This is a genomic window from Bdellovibrio sp. GT3 (assembly GCF_037996765.1).
Taxonomy (GTDB): Bacteria; Bdellovibrionota; Bdellovibrionia; order Bdellovibrionales; family Bdellovibrionaceae; genus Bdellovibrio.
In genome coordinates this window covers 839,805-856,059 of the sequence record NZ_JBBNAD010000004.1, presented here as the reverse complement: position 1 = coordinate 856,059, position 16,255 = coordinate 839,805, and the positions used below count along the sequence as shown (strand labels likewise).

The 16,255-nt window shown below is 46.9% G+C and carries 18 protein-coding genes; 10 read left to right on the top strand and 8 right to left on the bottom strand.

All coding sequences use genetic code 11. From position 1 onward, the window contains the following. The first annotated feature begins 32 nt into the window (after positions 1–32). The gene (gene queG / locus AAAA73_RS05735) at positions 33–1,082 is read left to right on the top strand and encodes a tRNA epoxyqueuosine(34) reductase QueG (RefSeq protein WP_340597230.1); all 1,050 of its coding nucleotides are present in this window, start codon (positions 33–35) and stop codon (positions 1,080–1,082) included. Here the strand turns inward: queG and AAAA73_RS05730 are convergent. Next, entirely contained in the window at positions 1,071–1,601 is a 531-nt protein-coding gene (locus AAAA73_RS05730; protein WP_340597229.1) for a hypothetical protein, read from the bottom strand. The two genes, queG and AAAA73_RS05730, sit on opposite strands and share 12 nt — an antisense overlap. Positions 1,602–1,636: 35 nt before the next feature. On the opposite strand from AAAA73_RS05730, the gene AAAA73_RS05725 reads away from it, so the two are divergent. The 3 genes from AAAA73_RS05725 (at position 1,637) to AAAA73_RS05715 (ending at position 4,192) form a co-directional block, all read left to right on the top strand. Beyond that, positions 1,637–2,563, top strand: a complete 927-nt coding sequence (locus AAAA73_RS05725) for an HD-GYP domain-containing protein (protein WP_340597228.1) — start codon at positions 1,637–1,639, stop codon at positions 2,561–2,563. A 75-nt stretch (positions 2,564–2,638) separates the two neighbouring features. Beyond that, positions 2,639–3,970: a chloride channel protein gene (locus tag AAAA73_RS05720; RefSeq protein ID WP_340597227.1), complete on the top strand. Its 1,332-nt coding sequence runs from the start codon at positions 2,639–2,641 to the stop codon at positions 3,968–3,970. A 15-nt stretch (positions 3,971–3,985) separates the two neighbouring features. Beyond that, complete coding sequence (locus AAAA73_RS05715; protein ID WP_340597226.1) at positions 3,986–4,192, top strand: SlyX family protein; 207 nt, start codon at positions 3,986–3,988, stop codon at positions 4,190–4,192. A gap of 74 nt (positions 4,193–4,266) precedes the next feature. On the opposite strand, the gene AAAA73_RS05710 is transcribed toward AAAA73_RS05715, so the two are convergent. Beyond that, entirely contained in the window at positions 4,267–4,548 is a 282-nt protein-coding gene (locus AAAA73_RS05710) for a helix-turn-helix domain-containing protein (protein ID WP_340597225.1), read from the bottom strand. 94 nt (positions 4,549–4,642) lie between these two features. Beyond that, a complete protein-coding gene (locus AAAA73_RS05705; protein ID WP_340597224.1) occupies positions 4,643–5,482 on the bottom strand; it encodes a hypothetical protein in 840 nt (279 codons plus the stop codon). Positions 5,483–5,611: 129 nt separating this feature from the next. Here AAAA73_RS05705 and AAAA73_RS05700 point away from each other — a divergent pair, with 129 nt between their 5' ends. Genes AAAA73_RS05700 through htpG form a run of 5 tightly spaced genes read left to right on the top strand, consistent with a single transcriptional unit; the run spans position 5,612 to position 11,127 of the window. Then, entirely contained in the window at positions 5,612–6,181 is a 570-nt protein-coding gene (locus tag AAAA73_RS05700; RefSeq protein WP_340597223.1) for a hypothetical protein, read from the top strand. Further along, on the top strand, positions 6,181–7,137 hold the full coding sequence (locus tag AAAA73_RS05695) for a formimidoylglutamase (RefSeq protein WP_340597221.1): 957 nt from the start codon (positions 6,181–6,183) through the stop codon (positions 7,135–7,137). The genes AAAA73_RS05700 and AAAA73_RS05695 overlap by 1 nt, the downstream gene beginning before the upstream one ends. 4 nt (positions 7,138–7,141) lie before the next feature. Next, on the top strand, positions 7,142–8,167 hold the full coding sequence (locus AAAA73_RS05690) for a threonine aldolase family protein (RefSeq protein WP_340597220.1): 1,026 nt from the start codon (positions 7,142–7,144) through the stop codon (positions 8,165–8,167). After that, positions 8,164–9,246 carry a tryptophan 2,3-dioxygenase family protein gene (locus tag AAAA73_RS05685; RefSeq protein WP_340597219.1) on the top strand — a complete coding sequence of 361 codons (1,083 nt, stop codon included), beginning with the start codon at positions 8,164–8,166 and terminating at the stop codon, positions 9,244–9,246. Before AAAA73_RS05690 ends, AAAA73_RS05685 begins: the two co-directional genes overlap by 4 nt. A 15-nt stretch (positions 9,247–9,261) precedes the next feature. Then, positions 9,262–11,127, top strand: coding sequence for a molecular chaperone HtpG (gene htpG, locus AAAA73_RS05680; RefSeq protein WP_340597218.1), 1,866 nt, complete (start codon positions 9,262–9,264; stop codon positions 11,125–11,127). Between the two features lie 110 nt (positions 11,128–11,237). Here the strand turns inward: htpG and AAAA73_RS05675 are convergent, their stop codons facing one another. The 3 genes from AAAA73_RS05675 to AAAA73_RS05665 are packed head-to-tail and all read right to left on the bottom strand — an operon-like array spanning position 11,238 to position 13,288. Continuing rightward, on the bottom strand, positions 11,238–11,654 hold the full coding sequence (locus tag AAAA73_RS05675; RefSeq protein ID WP_340597217.1) for a DUF4288 domain-containing protein: 417 nt from the start codon (positions 11,652–11,654) through the stop codon (positions 11,238–11,240). 19 nt (positions 11,655–11,673) lie between these two features. After that, the gene (locus AAAA73_RS05670; RefSeq protein WP_340597216.1) at positions 11,674–12,144 is read right to left on the bottom strand and encodes a peroxiredoxin; all 471 of its coding nucleotides are present in this window, start codon (positions 12,142–12,144) and stop codon (positions 11,674–11,676) included. Then, positions 12,134–13,288, bottom strand: coding sequence for a hypothetical protein (locus AAAA73_RS05665; RefSeq protein ID WP_340597215.1), 1,155 nt, complete (start codon positions 13,286–13,288; stop codon positions 12,134–12,136). Before AAAA73_RS05665 ends, AAAA73_RS05670 begins: the two co-directional genes overlap by 11 nt. Before the next feature lie 111 nt (positions 13,289–13,399). Between AAAA73_RS05665 and AAAA73_RS05660 the strand changes: the two genes are divergently transcribed. After that, positions 13,400–15,064 carry an AMP-binding protein gene (locus tag AAAA73_RS05660; RefSeq protein ID WP_340597214.1) on the top strand — a complete coding sequence of 555 codons (1,665 nt, stop codon included), beginning with the start codon at positions 13,400–13,402 and terminating at the stop codon, positions 15,062–15,064. Between the two features lie 75 nt (positions 15,065–15,139). On the opposite strand, the gene AAAA73_RS05655 is transcribed toward AAAA73_RS05660, so the two are convergent. Together AAAA73_RS05655 and AAAA73_RS05650 are read right to left on the bottom strand one after the other, a co-directional pair. After that, positions 15,140–15,514: a high-potential iron-sulfur protein gene (locus tag AAAA73_RS05655; RefSeq protein ID WP_340597213.1), complete on the bottom strand. Its 375-nt coding sequence runs from the start codon at positions 15,512–15,514 to the stop codon at positions 15,140–15,142. Between the two features lie 169 nt (positions 15,515–15,683). Next, positions 15,684–16,220 carry a MerC domain-containing protein gene (locus AAAA73_RS05650; protein WP_340597212.1) on the bottom strand — a complete coding sequence of 179 codons (537 nt, stop codon included), beginning with the start codon at positions 16,218–16,220 and terminating at the stop codon, positions 15,684–15,686. Positions 16,221–16,255: the final 35 nt, after the last annotated feature.

Below are 16,255 nucleotides of genomic sequence, written 5' to 3'. Positions count from 1 at the left end.
AAAAAACCGGGTGAAAGAAAGAAATTGTTCGCGTGACGCCTCAGGAGATAAAACCACTTTTAGATCCATTTTTAGCCGAACTGGGAGTCTCCCACTTCGGCTGGGCGCCTTTGCAGAATCCTTTGAGTTTTGATTTTTATCGCAGCTGGATCGATGAGGGCCTGCACGGCGAGATGAAGTATCTGGCGGACCACGCCCCGATCAAAGAAAATCCCCAAAGCAAATGGTCCCGCGCGGAAAGTGCCTTGGTATTTGCGATGCCTTACTTTCCACACCCCGAAAAAATGGAAAACTTCCCACTCAAGTCCGCCCGGGTCAGCATGTACGCCCAAGGGATCGATTACCATTTTTGGTTCAAGGAACGGATGCAAAAACTCTGTGTGGAATTGGGCAAGGCCTTCCCGGAAGAGGAATTCCTGGCTTTTACTGACAGCTCCCCACTTCTGGAAAGAGACCTCGCAAAAAAAGCCGCCCTGGGCTGGGTCGGTAAAAACACCTGCGTGATCCACCCTAAAAAAGGCAGTCTGTTTTTTATCGGCGAAATTGTCACCTCCCTGAAAATCACCACCGAAATCGAACCGCTGCCGGATTTTTGCGGCACCTGCACTCGTTGCCTTGATATTTGCCCGACTGGCGCCTTGATTGAGCCGCGCAAGATGGATGCCCGTAAATGCATCTCTTATCTGACCATTGAGTCGCGCCAGATTCCTGAAGAGAGTCTGCGCAATCAAATTGGTGATTGGTTTTTCGGCTGTGATTTATGCCAGACAGTGTGCCCTTGGAATCAGAAGGTCTTCAAAGGTCAGCTGTCCATTGAAAAAAGCCTGTCCCTAACCTCGGAACACGAAAAGGATCTGACCACGGAGCTTCGCTATATTCTGACAAGTTCCGGTAAGAAACTAAGCAAGGATTTCTTTGGCACCCCGCTAGCGCGGGCTGGTTCCTTTGGGTTGAAGCGCAATGCTTTGATTGTCACGGCCAACCGCAAACTTAAAGAGCTTCAACCTGAGGTCGAAGCTCTTTCAGAACACGAAAAATTGGGAGAACTGGCCCAGTGGACCCTGGGACAGCTACAGTCCTAGCTTTTTTAGAAGATCGTCGATTTCGTTCTGCTTCAACTTTTGCTTCCCTTGATCTGAGGCGGCACCTTTGGCACTCACACTCATTGCCACATCGTCAGAGAATTTACCCGAAACCCAGCGCAATCGATCGATAAATGCCTGCGGTATTGTGGTTTTCAATGCTGCCATCGGCTCATCAATACGATCCAGCAATGTGCTTAATGTTTCAGACCCGTCCAGCAAAGTGGCGACGCACACATCAAAGAGACTCTGATTACCCTGAATTTGTGAAGCTTTGTAACCGACAGCCTTACAAAGTGCCGTATAGTCAGAAATCAAATGAACTGCATGATCCGTGGGCGCAGACATAGCAAGGCTCTTGGCTCCCCCCATAATGCGGTCCACACCGTTCCCATACTCTGCCAACTTTTCAACTTGAGAAAAGTCACCTTCAATACCTTCGAGAAGATCTATCAAATCCTCTATCAAGATCTTTGACTCGCTTACAAAATCTTTTACAATTTCTTTATCAATAGACATTGGTTTAACGATAGCAATCGAGAGGTTTGGAAGCAATGGATTATGTCTCAATTCGCGTGAGCACCCTGAGAGGGGACCAAAAGATTGATTTCAATGCCTACATCAAAATCAATGACAAAATGATCCTCTACCTACGTCGTGGCGACAGCTTTGAAGGCGACCGACTGAAGCGTTTGAAAGAAAAACAGCTCCGCAAAATGTACATCCTGACCACAGAGGAACAGCTTTACCGTGGTTATGTGGATCGCAATCTTGATATGGCATACGACAACAGTTCCGGTAAAGATCTACAAACCCGCGTGGAAGTCATCCAAGGCGCGCAACAATCCAACGCCGAAGAAGTGTTTGAAAATCCAGAGAACGAAGTCACTTACAACTATGCCAAGGATGCCGCTGGCAAATACGTCAGCTTTGTGATGTCCAACCAACAATCTCTGGCCTCAATCATGAGTCTTGAGAATACGGACAAGAATCTCGCACATCACGGCGTGACGGTCTCCACTCTGGCGATCGCTCTGGCGCAAAAACTGGGTGTGACGGACCTTAAAAAGACTCAACTCCTGACTTTGGGAGCCCTGCTACACGATTACGGTCATTACCTGACTGGATTAAACGTGAATCAAAAAGTCTCTGCGATGAACCCTGCGGATAAACTCCTTTGGTGGAAGCATCCTTCTGAAGGAGCCACACAAGTTCGCGACAAAAAGCACTTTGATCAGACGGTGATCAACATCATTGCCCAACACGAAGAGCTGATCGATGGCTCAGGCCCTCTGGGTATGCGCGAGAAGGACATTGACCCTCTGGCTGTCATCGTCTGCTCCGCCAATGCCATTGATCGCCTGATCACCTTTGAAGGCGTGCCTAAGAATGAAGCTGCCAAAAAACTCATGCTGGAACGAGTGGGCCAACATCCACTGCAACACATTCAGCATCTGAGTGATATTATGAAAGGCATTTGATTATCCTGAAGTGACATCCTGTCACAATTGGAAAAAATATTTCCCATCACTCCTTGATGGGAGTATTGCTGATACATGGATAAATCGGCGAAACGCTTTCAGCTGCACAAACTGATCGAATTACTGCAATACAAGGAATCCCTTCGTGTTGTGCCGTTTTTAGTTGCAAGCTTTGTCGCCGCTCTGGTTTCGGTCCTTTACACCAAAATATTTTTTGCTGCCGAGGAAGTTTCTCTTAAGATCCTACATGAAACGCACTGGAGCCTGTCTCTTTTTGCCACACTGACCACGATCTTTTTAAGCTGGTACATTCCCTACCGCATGGCCCCTCAGGCCGGAGGCAGCGGCATTCCTCAGATGCTGATTGCCAATGAGCTGGATCCGTCCACCGACTCCAAAATCATTCGCTCCTTTATTGGTATCCGGGTGATTCTGGTGAAAATAATTTCGTCCATCGTTTGTGTGCTGGGCGGAGGCGCCGTAGGGCAAGAGGGTCCCACACTGCAAATTGCATCCGGCATCTTCTATCGCATCGGTGAAAAATCCACGCAGTGGATTCAACAGGCCTCAACCAGATCCTTCATCCTGGCCGGTGGTGCCTCTGGCTTGGCCGCTGCTTTTAACACGCCTTTGGGTGGCATCGTTTACGCCCTTGAGGAACTCAGCAAAGATTATTTCAATAACTTTAAAACCTACGTCCTCTGGTCAGTCATGGCTACGGGGTTATTGGTGCAAACAGCCATGGGTGGTTATTTGTACTTTGGCTTCCCCTCCATCGAGTCCATCAACTTTCAAAGTTACGTCTATATTGTGACTTTGGCCGCCTTAACGGGAATCCTTGGCGCTGTCGTTGGAAAAATCTTTTTCAAGATCTCCCAATTCAGGAAGGTCATTAAAAACGTGCGCAAACTTGTGGCCATCAATATCGCCTGTGGTTTGATTTTCTGGTTGTGCATTTACTTCTGGAATGATCACGGCATTGGCGGCGGAAAAGCCATCATCACGGATTTATTGTTTAAGGATGCCTGGGCCACGTCTTCAGATGTCCTGATCCGATTGGTCGGCCCGATCGTCATGTCCCTTGCTGGAGTGGCCGGCGGTCTGTTCGCCCCGACCCTGGCTATTGGCGCCACTTTCGGCTCCCTGTTTTCTGAAATCCTATGGCCACACAATCACCACCTTTTGATTTTGTGCGGAATGATTGGATTTCTTACAGGCTTTATGAAGACCCCGTTTACGGCATTCATCCTTATATTCGAGATGACCGATCGCCACTCCTCACTATTCCCCATGATGTTGAGTGCGGCAGTGGCAGCTGGTATATCCCATATCGTGAGTCAACATTCCTTCTATGAGCTTGTGAAAGAGGACTTCTTTCACACCAAAGACTCACAGAAAACCCCTTAACCAGGATTTTTTCACGTGGACGAATCGCGCATCGTAAATTTAGAAATCAAAATTTCTCACCAGGATCAGGTGATCGAAGAATTGCATCAGGTTATGTATGAGCAGCAAAAGACCATCGATAAACTCGAGTCGCTGCTAACGGGACTAACGAAACGCCTGCAGGAAACATTGGGCGATCAAGACGCTGAGATTCGCGGCCACGAAAAACCGCCTCACTACTAACAGACGTATTAAACAAAAAAAAGAGCAGCCCTAGAGCCGCTCTTTTTTATTTTCTGGATCTGTCTTAATAAGATTTAAGAAGACTTAGCTTGTTTAAAGCGAGTTTTCAAATTGATCGCAGTCAAACGAAGTTCCTCTTCAAGGACCACATCGAACAATTTTTGAGCTGAAATTTTGTACAATCCCGCCAACTTCCACAAACTTGAAATAGGTGGAGAAGAAACCCCACGTTCCCAGTTAGATACAAATTGTGCAGTTTCATAACCTAGAACAGTGGAAACTTCCTTTTGAGAAAGTCCTGATTTCAAGCGACATTCTTTAAGAAACGCTGCCAATTTATTTTCTTGCGTAGCCATTTAACAATTCCTCCGAAAACGTACCGTGTCCACTTCGAACGCTACCAGCGACGCACAATAAAAACAAGTGTTCGCTTTTATTTTTTTTAAAAACTCAATGCTGAACCAGAATCGCAGAAGCGAGCAGAACTTCTATTCTTTTTCTCCACTCATCTTTGTTTATACGAGGCTCAATCTCCTCAAGGAGTGCCATTTCCAGCAGTTGTTCCTCGTTATAAACGCGGTCTTCAGCAAGCAGATCCAACAACGCCGCCTCGTAAATGTCCAATTGTCTTTCTGTAATTTTGACGAGATCTTGATCGTACACAAAAGCATAGAGACCCTTCATTCGTTCGATCTCTTTATTGTCCGCGGTAAGCGCTAAGGTCTGCAAACTGGTATTAACTTTAATTTGTTTACCACCGGTTTTTTCTTCTTCGAACGGTTGAATTTCCAGCCACGCATGAATCCACTCCCATTGAGCAAGCTCCCGCAATGCCATATTCTCGGGAAACTTTTGACGAATAAAGCCGACGAAATAGCGCCAGTGATCCTGCAACAACCAACTGCTCCACTCCATCTCCTGCAGATATTTATCACGCGAGGATTTCCCCATGATTCCCAGAAAAAGATTCGTCTTCGGAAAAGATTTTTCAAATGTGTTTAAAACTTCAGCGTGAAAATCAAAATCACTCACACTGGTCACGCGAACAGGCTTCAACCACTGCAAAGTTCGCTTCAGTTCTTCATCATAAATGTTTTTTACAGACGGCGGAATAAATGACGAGTGTGACTGCAAAACGAACTCACGCTCTGCTTGAATTTTAAGCAACTGCTGCTTGCGAACAGCCCCCACACCGACAACATCAATATCGCGGACAACGACTTGATTTGATTGCGGCAACACACCATTGAATGGAAACGACAAAATATTGAGATCATTCGATTTAAACATTACGAATCAGTGTAGATTCAGATGCCATTAGGAGCAAGATTTGCTCACCATCTAAGCATGACTATATAGGTCAATTTGCTTTGTACTTTTAATATTGACCGGCGTTTTGACCCATGGAACAAGGGTGCCATGAGATTATTATTTTTCGTCCTCACGCTAGTTACCTCTGCGGTTGCCATTGCGGCAAATACCGTTGGTGGTACCGTTGCACTTAAGGGTCAGCAGATGTTCCTTAAGACGGATGACCCGTGCAATAACTATCTCGTTGCCTCTAACAATGAAATCGCTTTGAGTGCTTTGGTTAAACTTGCACCGGGCGATGTGATCACTGCTACCGGCAAAAAGAATCCTGCTCACTGCACAGTTTCTATCGACAGCGTTGAGTACGTGGGTCTGCGCCGCATGTTGGGCAGCTGGTACTCAACTGAAGCTGTGATTACAGTTGAGGACTTCAACAGCATGAAGTTTTATGCTGCTGAGAAAGATCATAAATGGTCACAAACTCCGATCGAGTATAACTACAGCCTGGTTCCTGCCTCCGGTAAAGAGTGGGTCATGTTCCTGTCTGATTCCAAAAGCACACAATTTGGAACAATTCAATTCAGCCGCGGATCTGCTGTCCTGAAAATGTACAGCTCAGATACCGGCGCCCTGAACAAAACTCTGATCCTCTACAGAATGACTACCGGACTAAATTAATGAGTTGGCTACATCCCACTGACAAGCATCTTCTTTTCACAAAAAATGACAAAGAAGATCCTCGCCTTGGGGAATGCGTACAGCTTCTTCCAAAGGGCGAGCCATCACTGACATCCTTTGATTTTGATTTTGCTCTTTTGGGCTATCCCGACGATGAAGGCATTGGCTTGAACGGCGGCCGCGTTGGCGCGCAAGCCGCACCGAAAGAAATCCGCACTTATCTTTATAAAATGACTCCCCATCTGGCAGCGACTCGTCTGCCGAAAATTCTGGACCTGGGGGATCTGGTGAACCGTGAAAAACCACTGGAAGATCGTCACGCCAAAGGGCGCGAACTGATCAGCTCTTTGGTTAAAATGGGCAAACACTGGATTTCCTACGGTGGTGGTCATGACTACGGTTACTGCGACAGCACGGCTTTTGCGGAAAACCACAAAGACAATGCGGTCGTGATCAACTTTGATGCTCATATGGATGTGCGCCCAACCGACAAGGGTTTCAACTCAGGCACGCCTTTTCACCGCCTGCTTCAGGAGTTTTCCGGTCACGTGGATTTTGCAGAAGTTGGAATTCAAAACCAATGCAACAGCCAGGCTCATATCGCCTGGGCAAAATCCAAAGGTGCTGAGATCATCACCTTGGATCAAATCAATGAAAATGGACTGCTTAAATCTTTGCAGACTTACCTAAAGGGCAAAGAAAAGAAAAAGATTTTCTTAAGCGTCGATATTGATGCTTTTACTTCCAACGAAGCCCCGGGCTGTTCACAGTCCTGGACGACGGGACTTTTCACCAAGGATTTCCTGGAAAGTCTGCACTGGATGCTTAAACACCACGACGTGCGTGGCATGGGAATTTACGAAGTCTCCCCGCCACTGGATTCGGACAAACGCACTAGCAAACTTGCAGCGTTGATTTCCCATAATTTTATCTTTGGAATTTTAAACAAAGGTTAGACCTATGAATCGCGGTTTTGGCAGCGACAATCATGCGGGAGTTCATCCCCGGATTTTGGATTCCTTAAAGGAAGCCAATGTCGAACACGCGCCCTCTTACGGCACGGATGAGTGGACTGAAAAAGCCGCTCATGCTTTTAAGTCCCACTTCGGTGACAACTCCCAGGTTTTCTTTGTATTTAATGGCACTGCCGCCAACGTAACAGCGTTGCGGGCAATCACCCGTCCTTGGCAAAGTGTGCTTTGTTCTGATGTGGCCCACATCAATCTGGATGAGTGCGGTGCCCCCGAACAGATGGGTGGATTCAAACTGCAAACCGTGCCCTCGGTGGATGGTAAAATCTCTGTCGCCGCCCTTGAACAGCAATTCATCCGTCGTGGAGATCAACACTTCTCCCAGGCTGCGGTATTAAGCATCACTCAACCGACCGAGCTTGGTACTGTTTATTCTTTGGAAGAGTTGCGCACCCTGATCCTGTGGGCCCGCGAGCGCAAACTTTATGTTCATATCGATGGAGCACGCCTCTCCAACGCCGCTGTATCCTTAAAAAAATCCTTCAAGGAAATCACCACCGATCTGGGCGTTGATGTCGTGAGCTTTGGTGGCACCAAAAACGGTTTAATGATGGGCGAAGCTGTTATATTTCTGAACAAAGCCCTGGCGCATGACTTTAAATATGTGCGCAAGCAAAGCTCCCAGCTTCCATCCAAGTCACGTTTTATCGCCTGCCAGTTTAGCGAATACTTTAAGAATGACCTCTGGAAAGAGATTGCCGGTAATTCCCTGGAGCGCGCTCAGGAATTATATCAGGCCATTCAGGATATTCCGGGCGTGGGAATTCGCACCAAGCCCACCAGCAATGCTGTGTTCGCAACCATTCCGCAAGCCTGGGTAAAACCCCTGCGCGAGAAATTTTTCTTTTACGTCTGGGATGAAAACACTTTCGAGTGTCGCTGGATGACTTCCTGGGACACTCAAAGTACAGACATCCAAAATTTTGCCAACGCTATCAAGGAGCTTTCACGATGAAATACCCTGCCGTTCATTATCATGACTATCTTGGAATCGAAAAAATCCTGGATGCACAACATCCTGTCAGCGTGAAGTACGGCAAACCTGCCCACGATGAATTACTATTCATCGTCGTTCATCAGGCTTATGAACTTTGGTTCAAACAAATTCTTTTTGAATTGGATTCCGTTCTTGCGACTTTCCAAAAACCAAAAGTCGCTGAAGAAGAAATGGGTCAGGCAACATCACGTCTGGAAAGAATCGTGGCGATTCAAAAATTGATCATGGGCCAAATCGATGTTCTGGAAACCATGACGCCTCTGGATTTCCTGGATTTCCGCGACATGCTTTACCCGGCTTCCGGTTTTCAAAGCTTCCAATGGCGTTTGATCGAAACCAAGTTGGGTCTGCGTATCGGCGACCGTTTGGCTTACAATCAGGCTCCATTCTGGAAATCCCTGACCGAAGAACAGCAAAATAAAATGCTGGGGGTTCTGGATCAACCTTCACTATTTGATTCCTTGGAAAAATGGCTGGAGCGCACGCCCTTCCTGCAAGGTGAAAACTTCAACTTCTGGGATTCTTACAAACAGGCCGTGAACAAAATGTTCTCTGAGGATATCGCCACAGTGAAGGCCAATGCCAGCATCCCCGCTGAAGAAAAAGCAAAAACCATCGAAGGCCTGGAAAAGTCTCTGCAAAGCTTCGATGCTCTCTTTAACGAGGAAGCCTTCAACAAACTACGCGCGGAAGGACAATTCCGCCTTTCTTACAAGGCCATGCACGCAGCCCTATTGATTCAACTTTACCGTGATCAACCGATTCTTCAGACTCCATTCCGAATCATCCGCGCCCTGTTGGATATCGATGAAAACATGACAAACTGGCGCTACCGCCACGCGATGATGGCGATGCGCATGCTGGGCAATAAGATCGGCACTGGTGGCTCGTCCGGGCACCAATACCTGGCTGCAGCCACGGCCAAACACAAGATTTTCAGCGATTTCTTTAACCTTACGACATTTTTTATCCCAAGAAGTCAGATCCCGGCCTTGCCAAAATCGATTTCGGACCGAATGTCATTTCATTACGAATAATTAGGGAGTTTTTAGATGGCAAAACAAGTTCAAGCCTTTAATGCAGAAATTAAGCAACTTTTGGATATCGTGATTCACTCACTTTATTCCCACAAAGAAATCTTCATTCGTGAGCTGGTTTCAAATGCTTCGGATGCAATTGATAAATTGAAATTCCAATCCCTGACTCATCAAAGCTTGCTGCCAGCAAACTGGTCTCCAGAAATCCGTCTGGAAGGCAACAAAGAGCAAGCCACTTTGAAAATCATCGACAACGGTATCGGTATGGACCAGGAGGAAGTGGTTCAGTTTATCGGAACTATTGCCCGCTCGGGTGCCAAAGCCTTCATGCAAATGAATGAGGAAATGCGCAACAAGCCAGAGTTGATCGGTCAGTTCGGTGTGGGTTTCTATTCCGCTTTCATGGTGGCTGACAAAGTCACTTTGCACACCCAAAAAGCCGGCACCAACGAAGGTGTGGTTTGGGAATCCACTGGTGATGGCACTTACTCCATCGATTCGGTTCCGCGCCCAGGTGGCACGGGCACGACGATCACTTTGCACTTGAAGAAGTTTGCAGAGGAAGAGGAAGTTCAGGATTTCACGGATGCCTGGGTTTTGAAATCTTTGGTTAAAAAATACTCTGACTTTGTCGCCCATCCAATCAAGATGAAAAACGACAAGGGCGAAGATGAAACTTTGAACTCACAAAAAGCGATCTGGTTGAAGTCCCCTTCGGAAGTGACCAAAGAAGAGCACAAGGAATTCTATCAGCACTTAAGCCATGACTTTAATGAGCCATTGAAAACCATCCACTATCGTGCTGAAGGCACCATGGAATTCAATGCGCTGATGTACATCCCGGGCAAACGCCCTTGGAACTTCAACAACCGCGAAATGGAATACGGTCTTAGCCTTTACATCAAACGCGTGTTCATCATGGCGGATTGCAAAGAATTGCTTCCGCAGTACCTGCGTTTCATTAAAGGTCTGGTGGACAGCTCTGATTTGTCACTGAACGTATCACGCGAAATCCTGCAACAGGACCGCCAGGTAACGGCGATCCGTAAAAACGTCACAACGAAGATTTTGGGCGGCTTGAAGGATCTATTGAACAAAGAGCGCACAGAGTACGAAAACTTCTGGACAGAGTTCGGTTCAACTTTCAAAGAAGGCTTGCCAGTAGATCCTACGAACAAAGACAAAATCCAGGAACTATGCCTATTCCACTCGACAGCTTCTGACAAGATGACGACTTTGGATGAGTACGTGGCGCGCATGAAGCCTGAACAAAAGGACATCTACTTCATCACCGGTGATTCTTTGGGTCAGGTTTCAAACTCTCCTTACCTTGAGAAACTAAAAGAAAAAGGCATGGAAGTGCTTTTGATGGTGGATCCAGTGGACGAGTGGGTTGTAAACGCGATCAGCACATTCAAAGACAAGAAACTTCAGTCCATCACGGCTGAAGGCTTGAATCTGGATACTGAAGAAGAGAAAAAGCAAAAAGAAGAAGAGCTGAAATCAGCGGCTGAAACCTTGAAGCCAGTGATGGAAACAATGAAGAAAACTTTGGAAAACCACGTTAAAGACGTTGTTCTTTCCGAGCGTTTGACCAACACACCAGTGTGCCTGGTTTCTTCAGCCCACGATCCTTCTGCCCACATGCAAAAATTAATGGCGCAAATGGGTCAAGAGTACAATCAGCCGGTGAAACGCGTGATGGAAATCAATGCGAAACATCCGTTGTTCACGAAGATGCTAAAGGCTTCCCCGGACCAACAGGCAAAATGGTCCGAGATCCTGTATGCGCAGGCACTTCTGAACGAAGGATCTTCAATCCCAGATCCAGTGAAGTTCAGCCAACAAGTAGCTGAACTGATGATCTCTGCGGTTCACTAGGTACGGACTTACTTATAAACGAAAAAAGCCCCGGTCTCCCGGGGCTTTTTTTTTCACATCGCAAAACCGAATGGTTCTGCTGTGCGATAAGAACTAGGACCTGGCACCTTTTAAAGGTAGGCGCTTAGTTCTTTGGACATGAAACGTTTGCGCATTTTGATGGATGCGTTGGTTTCAAGTTTACCCAGACGGCGCGCGATCAAATCGTTTTTGCCAGTCTTTTTAGTCAGAACTTCAGTGGAAGCGAACAGCTCAACACCACTCTCCAAAGTTTCGTACAATTCGAAAACGTCACAGGCATTTAGGTATTCAGTGCGAACAGCCTGACCTTCGAAATTTTGGTAAGTGTATTGAGAGTATTCTTTAGCGTCTTTTTCAGCGGCTTTAACAGCTGCATTGGCATTGGCTGCCTGGAAAAGAACTACACGCTCTTCAAGCAACTCTGCAAATGTCGCTTTGGCTTTGGTTTTGCCAATAGCGCGAGTTACGTAAAGAGTCTTAACAGCGAACCATCTTTTGTTTTTCATTTTTCTTCCTTTTTAGCTCTTAAAGAGATTTAACAAATTTCAACATTTCAGCAGCGTGACCTTCCGCTTTGATTTTGCGGAACTCCCCTGCTAGCTTCCCCTCTTCGTCGATCACGAAGGTGGAGCGTTCGATACCCATGACTTTTTTGCCGTACATGTTCTTTTCTTTGATCACATCAAAGATTTTGCACAGCTCTTCCTCTTCGTCAGCCAAAAGCTGAAACTTAAAGTCGTACTTGCAGATGAACTTGTCGTGGGATTTCAAACTGTCACGGGAAACGCCGATGACTTCGGTGTTTTCCTTTTTAAACTTTGGCAACAGTTCATTGAACTCGATGGATTCTGTCGTGCAACCTGGAGTGCTGTCCTTTGGGTAAAAATAAAGAACAATTTTTTTACCCTTCATCGATGACAACGCAAACGTCTCCCCGCTGGAGGATGGAATTTTAAATGCAGGGACCTTTTTTCCGATTTCAACTTTAGCGGCCACTGGGTGCTCCTTGATCGTGCAAGAGTTGTGGTTGTTCTGGCTGTGCTTCGCCCGAAGGGTTCCCATCTTGCATTGGATCACCGTTATTATCAAGTGGTTGTGGGTTTTCAATGGGATTTCCATTTTCATCTGTCGGCCAACCTTGGTCTGCCGGACTTGGTGGCGGTGCCGCATCAGATGCCGGCTGCCCCACGCCCCCGATCACGCCACCCGGCAAATCGTAGGTTTGTTGATCCATAGGCACGGCCACGGGCTCCTGGGGTTTTGCAACTGCAGGTTGCTGCTGACCCTCTGGTGCTGGCTGCCCCTCCACCACTGCTGGTTTTTGCGGAGTCGGACTTGGTTTTGGAGTGGGCGATGGTGTCGGCGCGTACAGTTCAGTTTCAGTGACCGTGATTTTCCCAGACATCGGCACATTGGCTTCGATTTTTCGAATGTCCGTCAGATTTTCATAAAGCTTGCCACGAAGTTTAATCATGTCCTGACCTTCTTTTTGATAGTCATAGACATCCAGACGAATCATTTGTTCTCTATTTTTTTCCTGCGCCCAATCTTTACAAGTCAGCGCCAACAACTGCTCACTGGCATTGGTACGAATGTGACACGCGATTGTTTTATTTAGAATGGCAGCGCTGATCCCCAAGACTTCTTCCAATCCTTCAGGATAGAAAGTCAGATCAAACTCCCCTTCTTTTTGTGCATAAAGCAAGGCCATGCGCTTGGCCGGGGCTTTGGCGGAGCAACGCTCATACATTTCTATTTTCTGTGGATAACCGGATTGCGACATCACATCCCGTTTAACTTCATAGCGATCACAGCGAAACAAAGATTTATTGCCAAGTTTACCGTTGCCTTGGGAAAGAATCGCCCGCTGAACTTTTCCAAAGGGAGACTTTAACAATGAACGACGTTCACTGGTTAACACCCACCAAGCTTCACGGTGCACACTATCTGCCTGTTCCATCAGATGAACGAACAAATTCGCGGTCTTTTCCTGCGGACTCAGGACCTTGCGCGGTGGCTGATTGACCATATTCGCGGCAACAGGACTAGTGGACTCCTCAACAACAGCTTCCTTCTTACGAGTGCAGGATGCAATCAGGACCAGCGAAATAACAAGTGTGAAGAGATGGTGCATTTTCATTCTCTAAGTCTTGCAAAGGGCCCAGCTGAACACAAGAATTTCCTTTACCCTATTCGAACCTTTACTCTAGAATAAGGACTCAGCATTTAGAACGTCATCAGGAGGCCTATCATGGAAAAGATTTGGATCAAGAATTACCCTGCCGGTATTGGACCTGAGATCAATCCAAACGAATATCAATCACTCATCGAGATCTACGACGAGGCCATTCGCAAGTTTCCTTCAAATAAAGCCTTCACCAACATGGGTGTCAGCCTCACTTTCACTGAACTGGACCAACAGGTGAACAAGTTCGCCTCTTTCCTGCAAAATGAATTGAAACTAAAAAAAGGCGACCGCATCGCCATCCAGATGCCCAACGTTCTACAATTCCCAGTGGCCGCTTTTGCAGCTTTGCGAGTCGGTTTGACAATCGTCAACACCAACCCCCTTTACACTGCCAAAGAGATGCAACATCAGTTCAAGGATTCCGGTGCCAAAGCGATCGTGATTCTGGCGAACTTTGCAAATCATCTTCAGGAAATCATCAAAGACACACAAATTGAAAGCGTTGTGATCACAGAGCTTGCGGATTTGTTCCCAACTCCGAAAAGAATTCTGGTGAATTCGGTTGTTAAATACATCAAAAAGATGGTTCCGGCTTACAACATTCCGCAGGCCTACACCTTCCGTCAGGCTTTGGAACTGGGAGCGATGCGCCCGCACCAAAACGTGGCTTCCTCTCACGACGACCTGGCATTCCTGCAATACACAGGCGGCACAACCGGCGTTGCCAAAGGCGCCATGCTGACACATAAAAATGTCATCTCCAACATGATGCAAATTCGTGCCTGGATGAGCCCTAAACTTGAGGAAGGCAAAGAGATCGTTATCGCCGCCCTTCCGCTGTATCACATCTTCGCTTTGACCGTGAACTGCCTGGCATTCCTGAAAATGGGTGCGGAAAACATCCTGATCACAAACCCTAAGGACATTCCGGGCTTCGTGAAGGAATTGAAAAAACGTCCATTCACAGCTCTGACAGGCGTGAACACTCTTTTCAACGCTCTGATGAACAATCCGGAGTTTTCAACCATCGACTTTAAGTCTGTGAAAATCAGCGTGGCCGGTGCGATGACTCTGCAAAAAACTGTCACTGAAAAATGGATGGGCATCACCAAGTCCTCGATCGTTGAAGGTTACGGTTTAACCGAAGCTTCCCCTGTTGTTTCGTGCAACCCGATTGATGGCACAGACCGCGTAGGCACCATTGGTCTGCCGATGCCAAGCACAGATGTAAAACTTGTTGATGAAGACGGCAAAGAAGTCGCTATGGGCGAAGCGGGCGAACTTGTCTGCCGCGGTCCTCAGGTGATGAAAGGTTATTGGAATCGCGACGATGAAACAGCGGCGGTACTTAGTGCTGATGGCTGGTTGAAAACCGGCGATATCGCGACGGTTGATAACGACGGTTTCTTTAAAATCGTGGATCGCAAAAAAGACATGATCCTGGTTTCCGGATTCAACGTTTATCCGAATGAAGTTGAGGAAGTGATTGCTTCTCACCCAGGTGTTCTGGAAGTGGCGGCCATCGGTGTTCCTGATGAACACTCTGGTGAAATTGTAAAAGTGGTGATCGTTAAAAAAGATCCAAACTTGACGCCGGAAGAAGTGATCGCTCACGCAAGAAAGAGCCTGACTGGTTACAAAGCTCCGAAGCTGGTGGAGTTCAGAACTGAACTTCCAAAAACCAACGTTGGAAAAATTCTTCGTCGCGCCCTTCGCGATTCAAAATAGCTTTACAACAAACTATGAAACGAAAAAAGGTCCCGTGAGGGACCTTTTTTTTGCGCTTTTTTTTACGCGGGACAATTAAGCTTTCTTATTCCAAGAAGCACACCAGCCGTCAGCTTTAACCAATTTGCCAGCGAAGATTGTGCACGTGCCAGAAGTCGCATCTTTTTTGCCATAGAAACCGCAAGTCACACAGTGATTGCCTTTGGCTTCTGGAGCTTTCTTATGGTCTTCAACGTACTTAACAGCTTTTGCCACAGAATCATTAGGATCCACGAACGGCATACCACCGGATTTCGCTGCAGGTGCTGCTTCAGGAGCCGCGCCTCTTTTTTTCTGAGCATGAGCTTCAGAACCAAAAACTGTGTTTAATACTGTCGGAGCGATCACTGCCACCCCTGCCATTTTTACGAAAGTAGCGAAAAAACCGCGACGATCCATTTTGCCGTTCATTGTTGCCTCCTGAGTAACATGTCTATTCTCAAATAGATTTCATTTTCACTATGTTTTCAATTAGAACCATTTTTGGTCGGAGATGGCAAGGCCACATTTGGTTGCGCGGCAAAATAAAAAAGCCGCGAATTTCGCGGCTTAAATAAATGATATAATTTAATAATTACGTCTATTTAGAGTGAGAATCGCACTGGCAGGCTTTGCGGTTTAAAAAATGCGCCGTCACAAGCAATACGCTCCCCAGGATAGTGACCGTATTGTGCGGCAACTGAGGCAGAATCTCCTCCAACTCGTGGTGCATCAGCGTACCGACACAAACCAAAAGCAAGCCACCCACACCCATACTGACTACTTTCATCTGACGGTGATGTTTATACCCTGACCAGAAAGCAAAAAGACCAATCGGCAGAATAAACGCCGCCATGGACATGTGCACCCACGTGGATTCAAAAACCTCTCCCAGTGCTGGCAAAGCCAAAAGAAATACCGGAGTCAGCAAACAGTGAATGGCACACAAAGAGGAAAGATAAATACCCAGACGATCCCAGATGTCTGTTTGTTCAGCAAACTGCTCGTGCTGAGTGTGATCCACATCACAACATGCTTCGCCTGCCGTGGAGGGATTCATAGAAAAAGAAAGCTCCCCGCTTGCAATGGGTTCAACAGATTTAAATACTGGCTTTTGACCGAACGGCTGCTTTTCCACACTCACCACCTGATCTTCCGGTTATGCTCTTAATG

What these genes read in the sequence shown, in the direction of transcription:
- AAAA73_RS05700 (WP_340597223.1), top strand. Translation starts at nt 5,612, where the DNA reads ATGAGATTATTATTTTTCGTCCTCACGCTAGTTACCTCTGCGGTTGCC.
- AAAA73_RS05705 (WP_340597224.1), bottom strand. Translation starts at nt 5,482, where the DNA reads ATGTTTAAATCGAATGATCTCAATATTTTGTCGTTTCCATTCAATGGT.
- AAAA73_RS05725 (WP_340597228.1), top strand. Translation starts at nt 1,637, where the DNA reads ATGGATTATGTCTCAATTCGCGTGAGCACCCTGAGAGGGGACCAAAAG.
- AAAA73_RS05685 (WP_340597219.1), top strand. Translation starts at nt 8,164, where the DNA reads ATGAAATACCCTGCCGTTCATTATCATGACTATCTTGGAATCGAAAAA.
- AAAA73_RS05730 (WP_340597229.1), bottom strand. Translation starts at nt 1,601, where the DNA reads ATGTCTATTGATAAAGAAATTGTAAAAGATTTTGTAAGCGAGTCAAAG.
- AAAA73_RS05675 (WP_340597217.1), bottom strand. Translation starts at nt 11,654, where the DNA reads ATGAAAAACAAAAGATGGTTCGCTGTTAAGACTCTTTACGTAACTCGC.
- AAAA73_RS05695 (WP_340597221.1), top strand. Translation starts at nt 6,181, where the DNA reads ATGAGTTGGCTACATCCCACTGACAAGCATCTTCTTTTCACAAAAAAT.
- htpG (WP_340597218.1), top strand. Translation starts at nt 9,262, where the DNA reads ATGGCAAAACAAGTTCAAGCCTTTAATGCAGAAATTAAGCAACTTTTG.
- AAAA73_RS05710 (WP_340597225.1), bottom strand. Translation starts at nt 4,548, where the DNA reads ATGGCTACGCAAGAAAATAAATTGGCAGCGTTTCTTAAAGAATGTCGC.
- AAAA73_RS05655 (WP_340597213.1), bottom strand. Translation starts at nt 15,514, where the DNA reads ATGAACGGCAAAATGGATCGTCGCGGTTTTTTCGCTACTTTCGTAAAA.
- AAAA73_RS05660 (WP_340597214.1), top strand. Translation starts at nt 13,400, where the DNA reads ATGGAAAAGATTTGGATCAAGAATTACCCTGCCGGTATTGGACCTGAG.
- AAAA73_RS05690 (WP_340597220.1), top strand. Translation starts at nt 7,142, where the DNA reads ATGAATCGCGGTTTTGGCAGCGACAATCATGCGGGAGTTCATCCCCGG.
- AAAA73_RS05665 (WP_340597215.1), bottom strand. Translation starts at nt 13,288, where the DNA reads ATGAAAATGCACCATCTCTTCACACTTGTTATTTCGCTGGTCCTGATT.
- AAAA73_RS05720 (WP_340597227.1), top strand. Translation starts at nt 2,639, where the DNA reads ATGGATAAATCGGCGAAACGCTTTCAGCTGCACAAACTGATCGAATTA.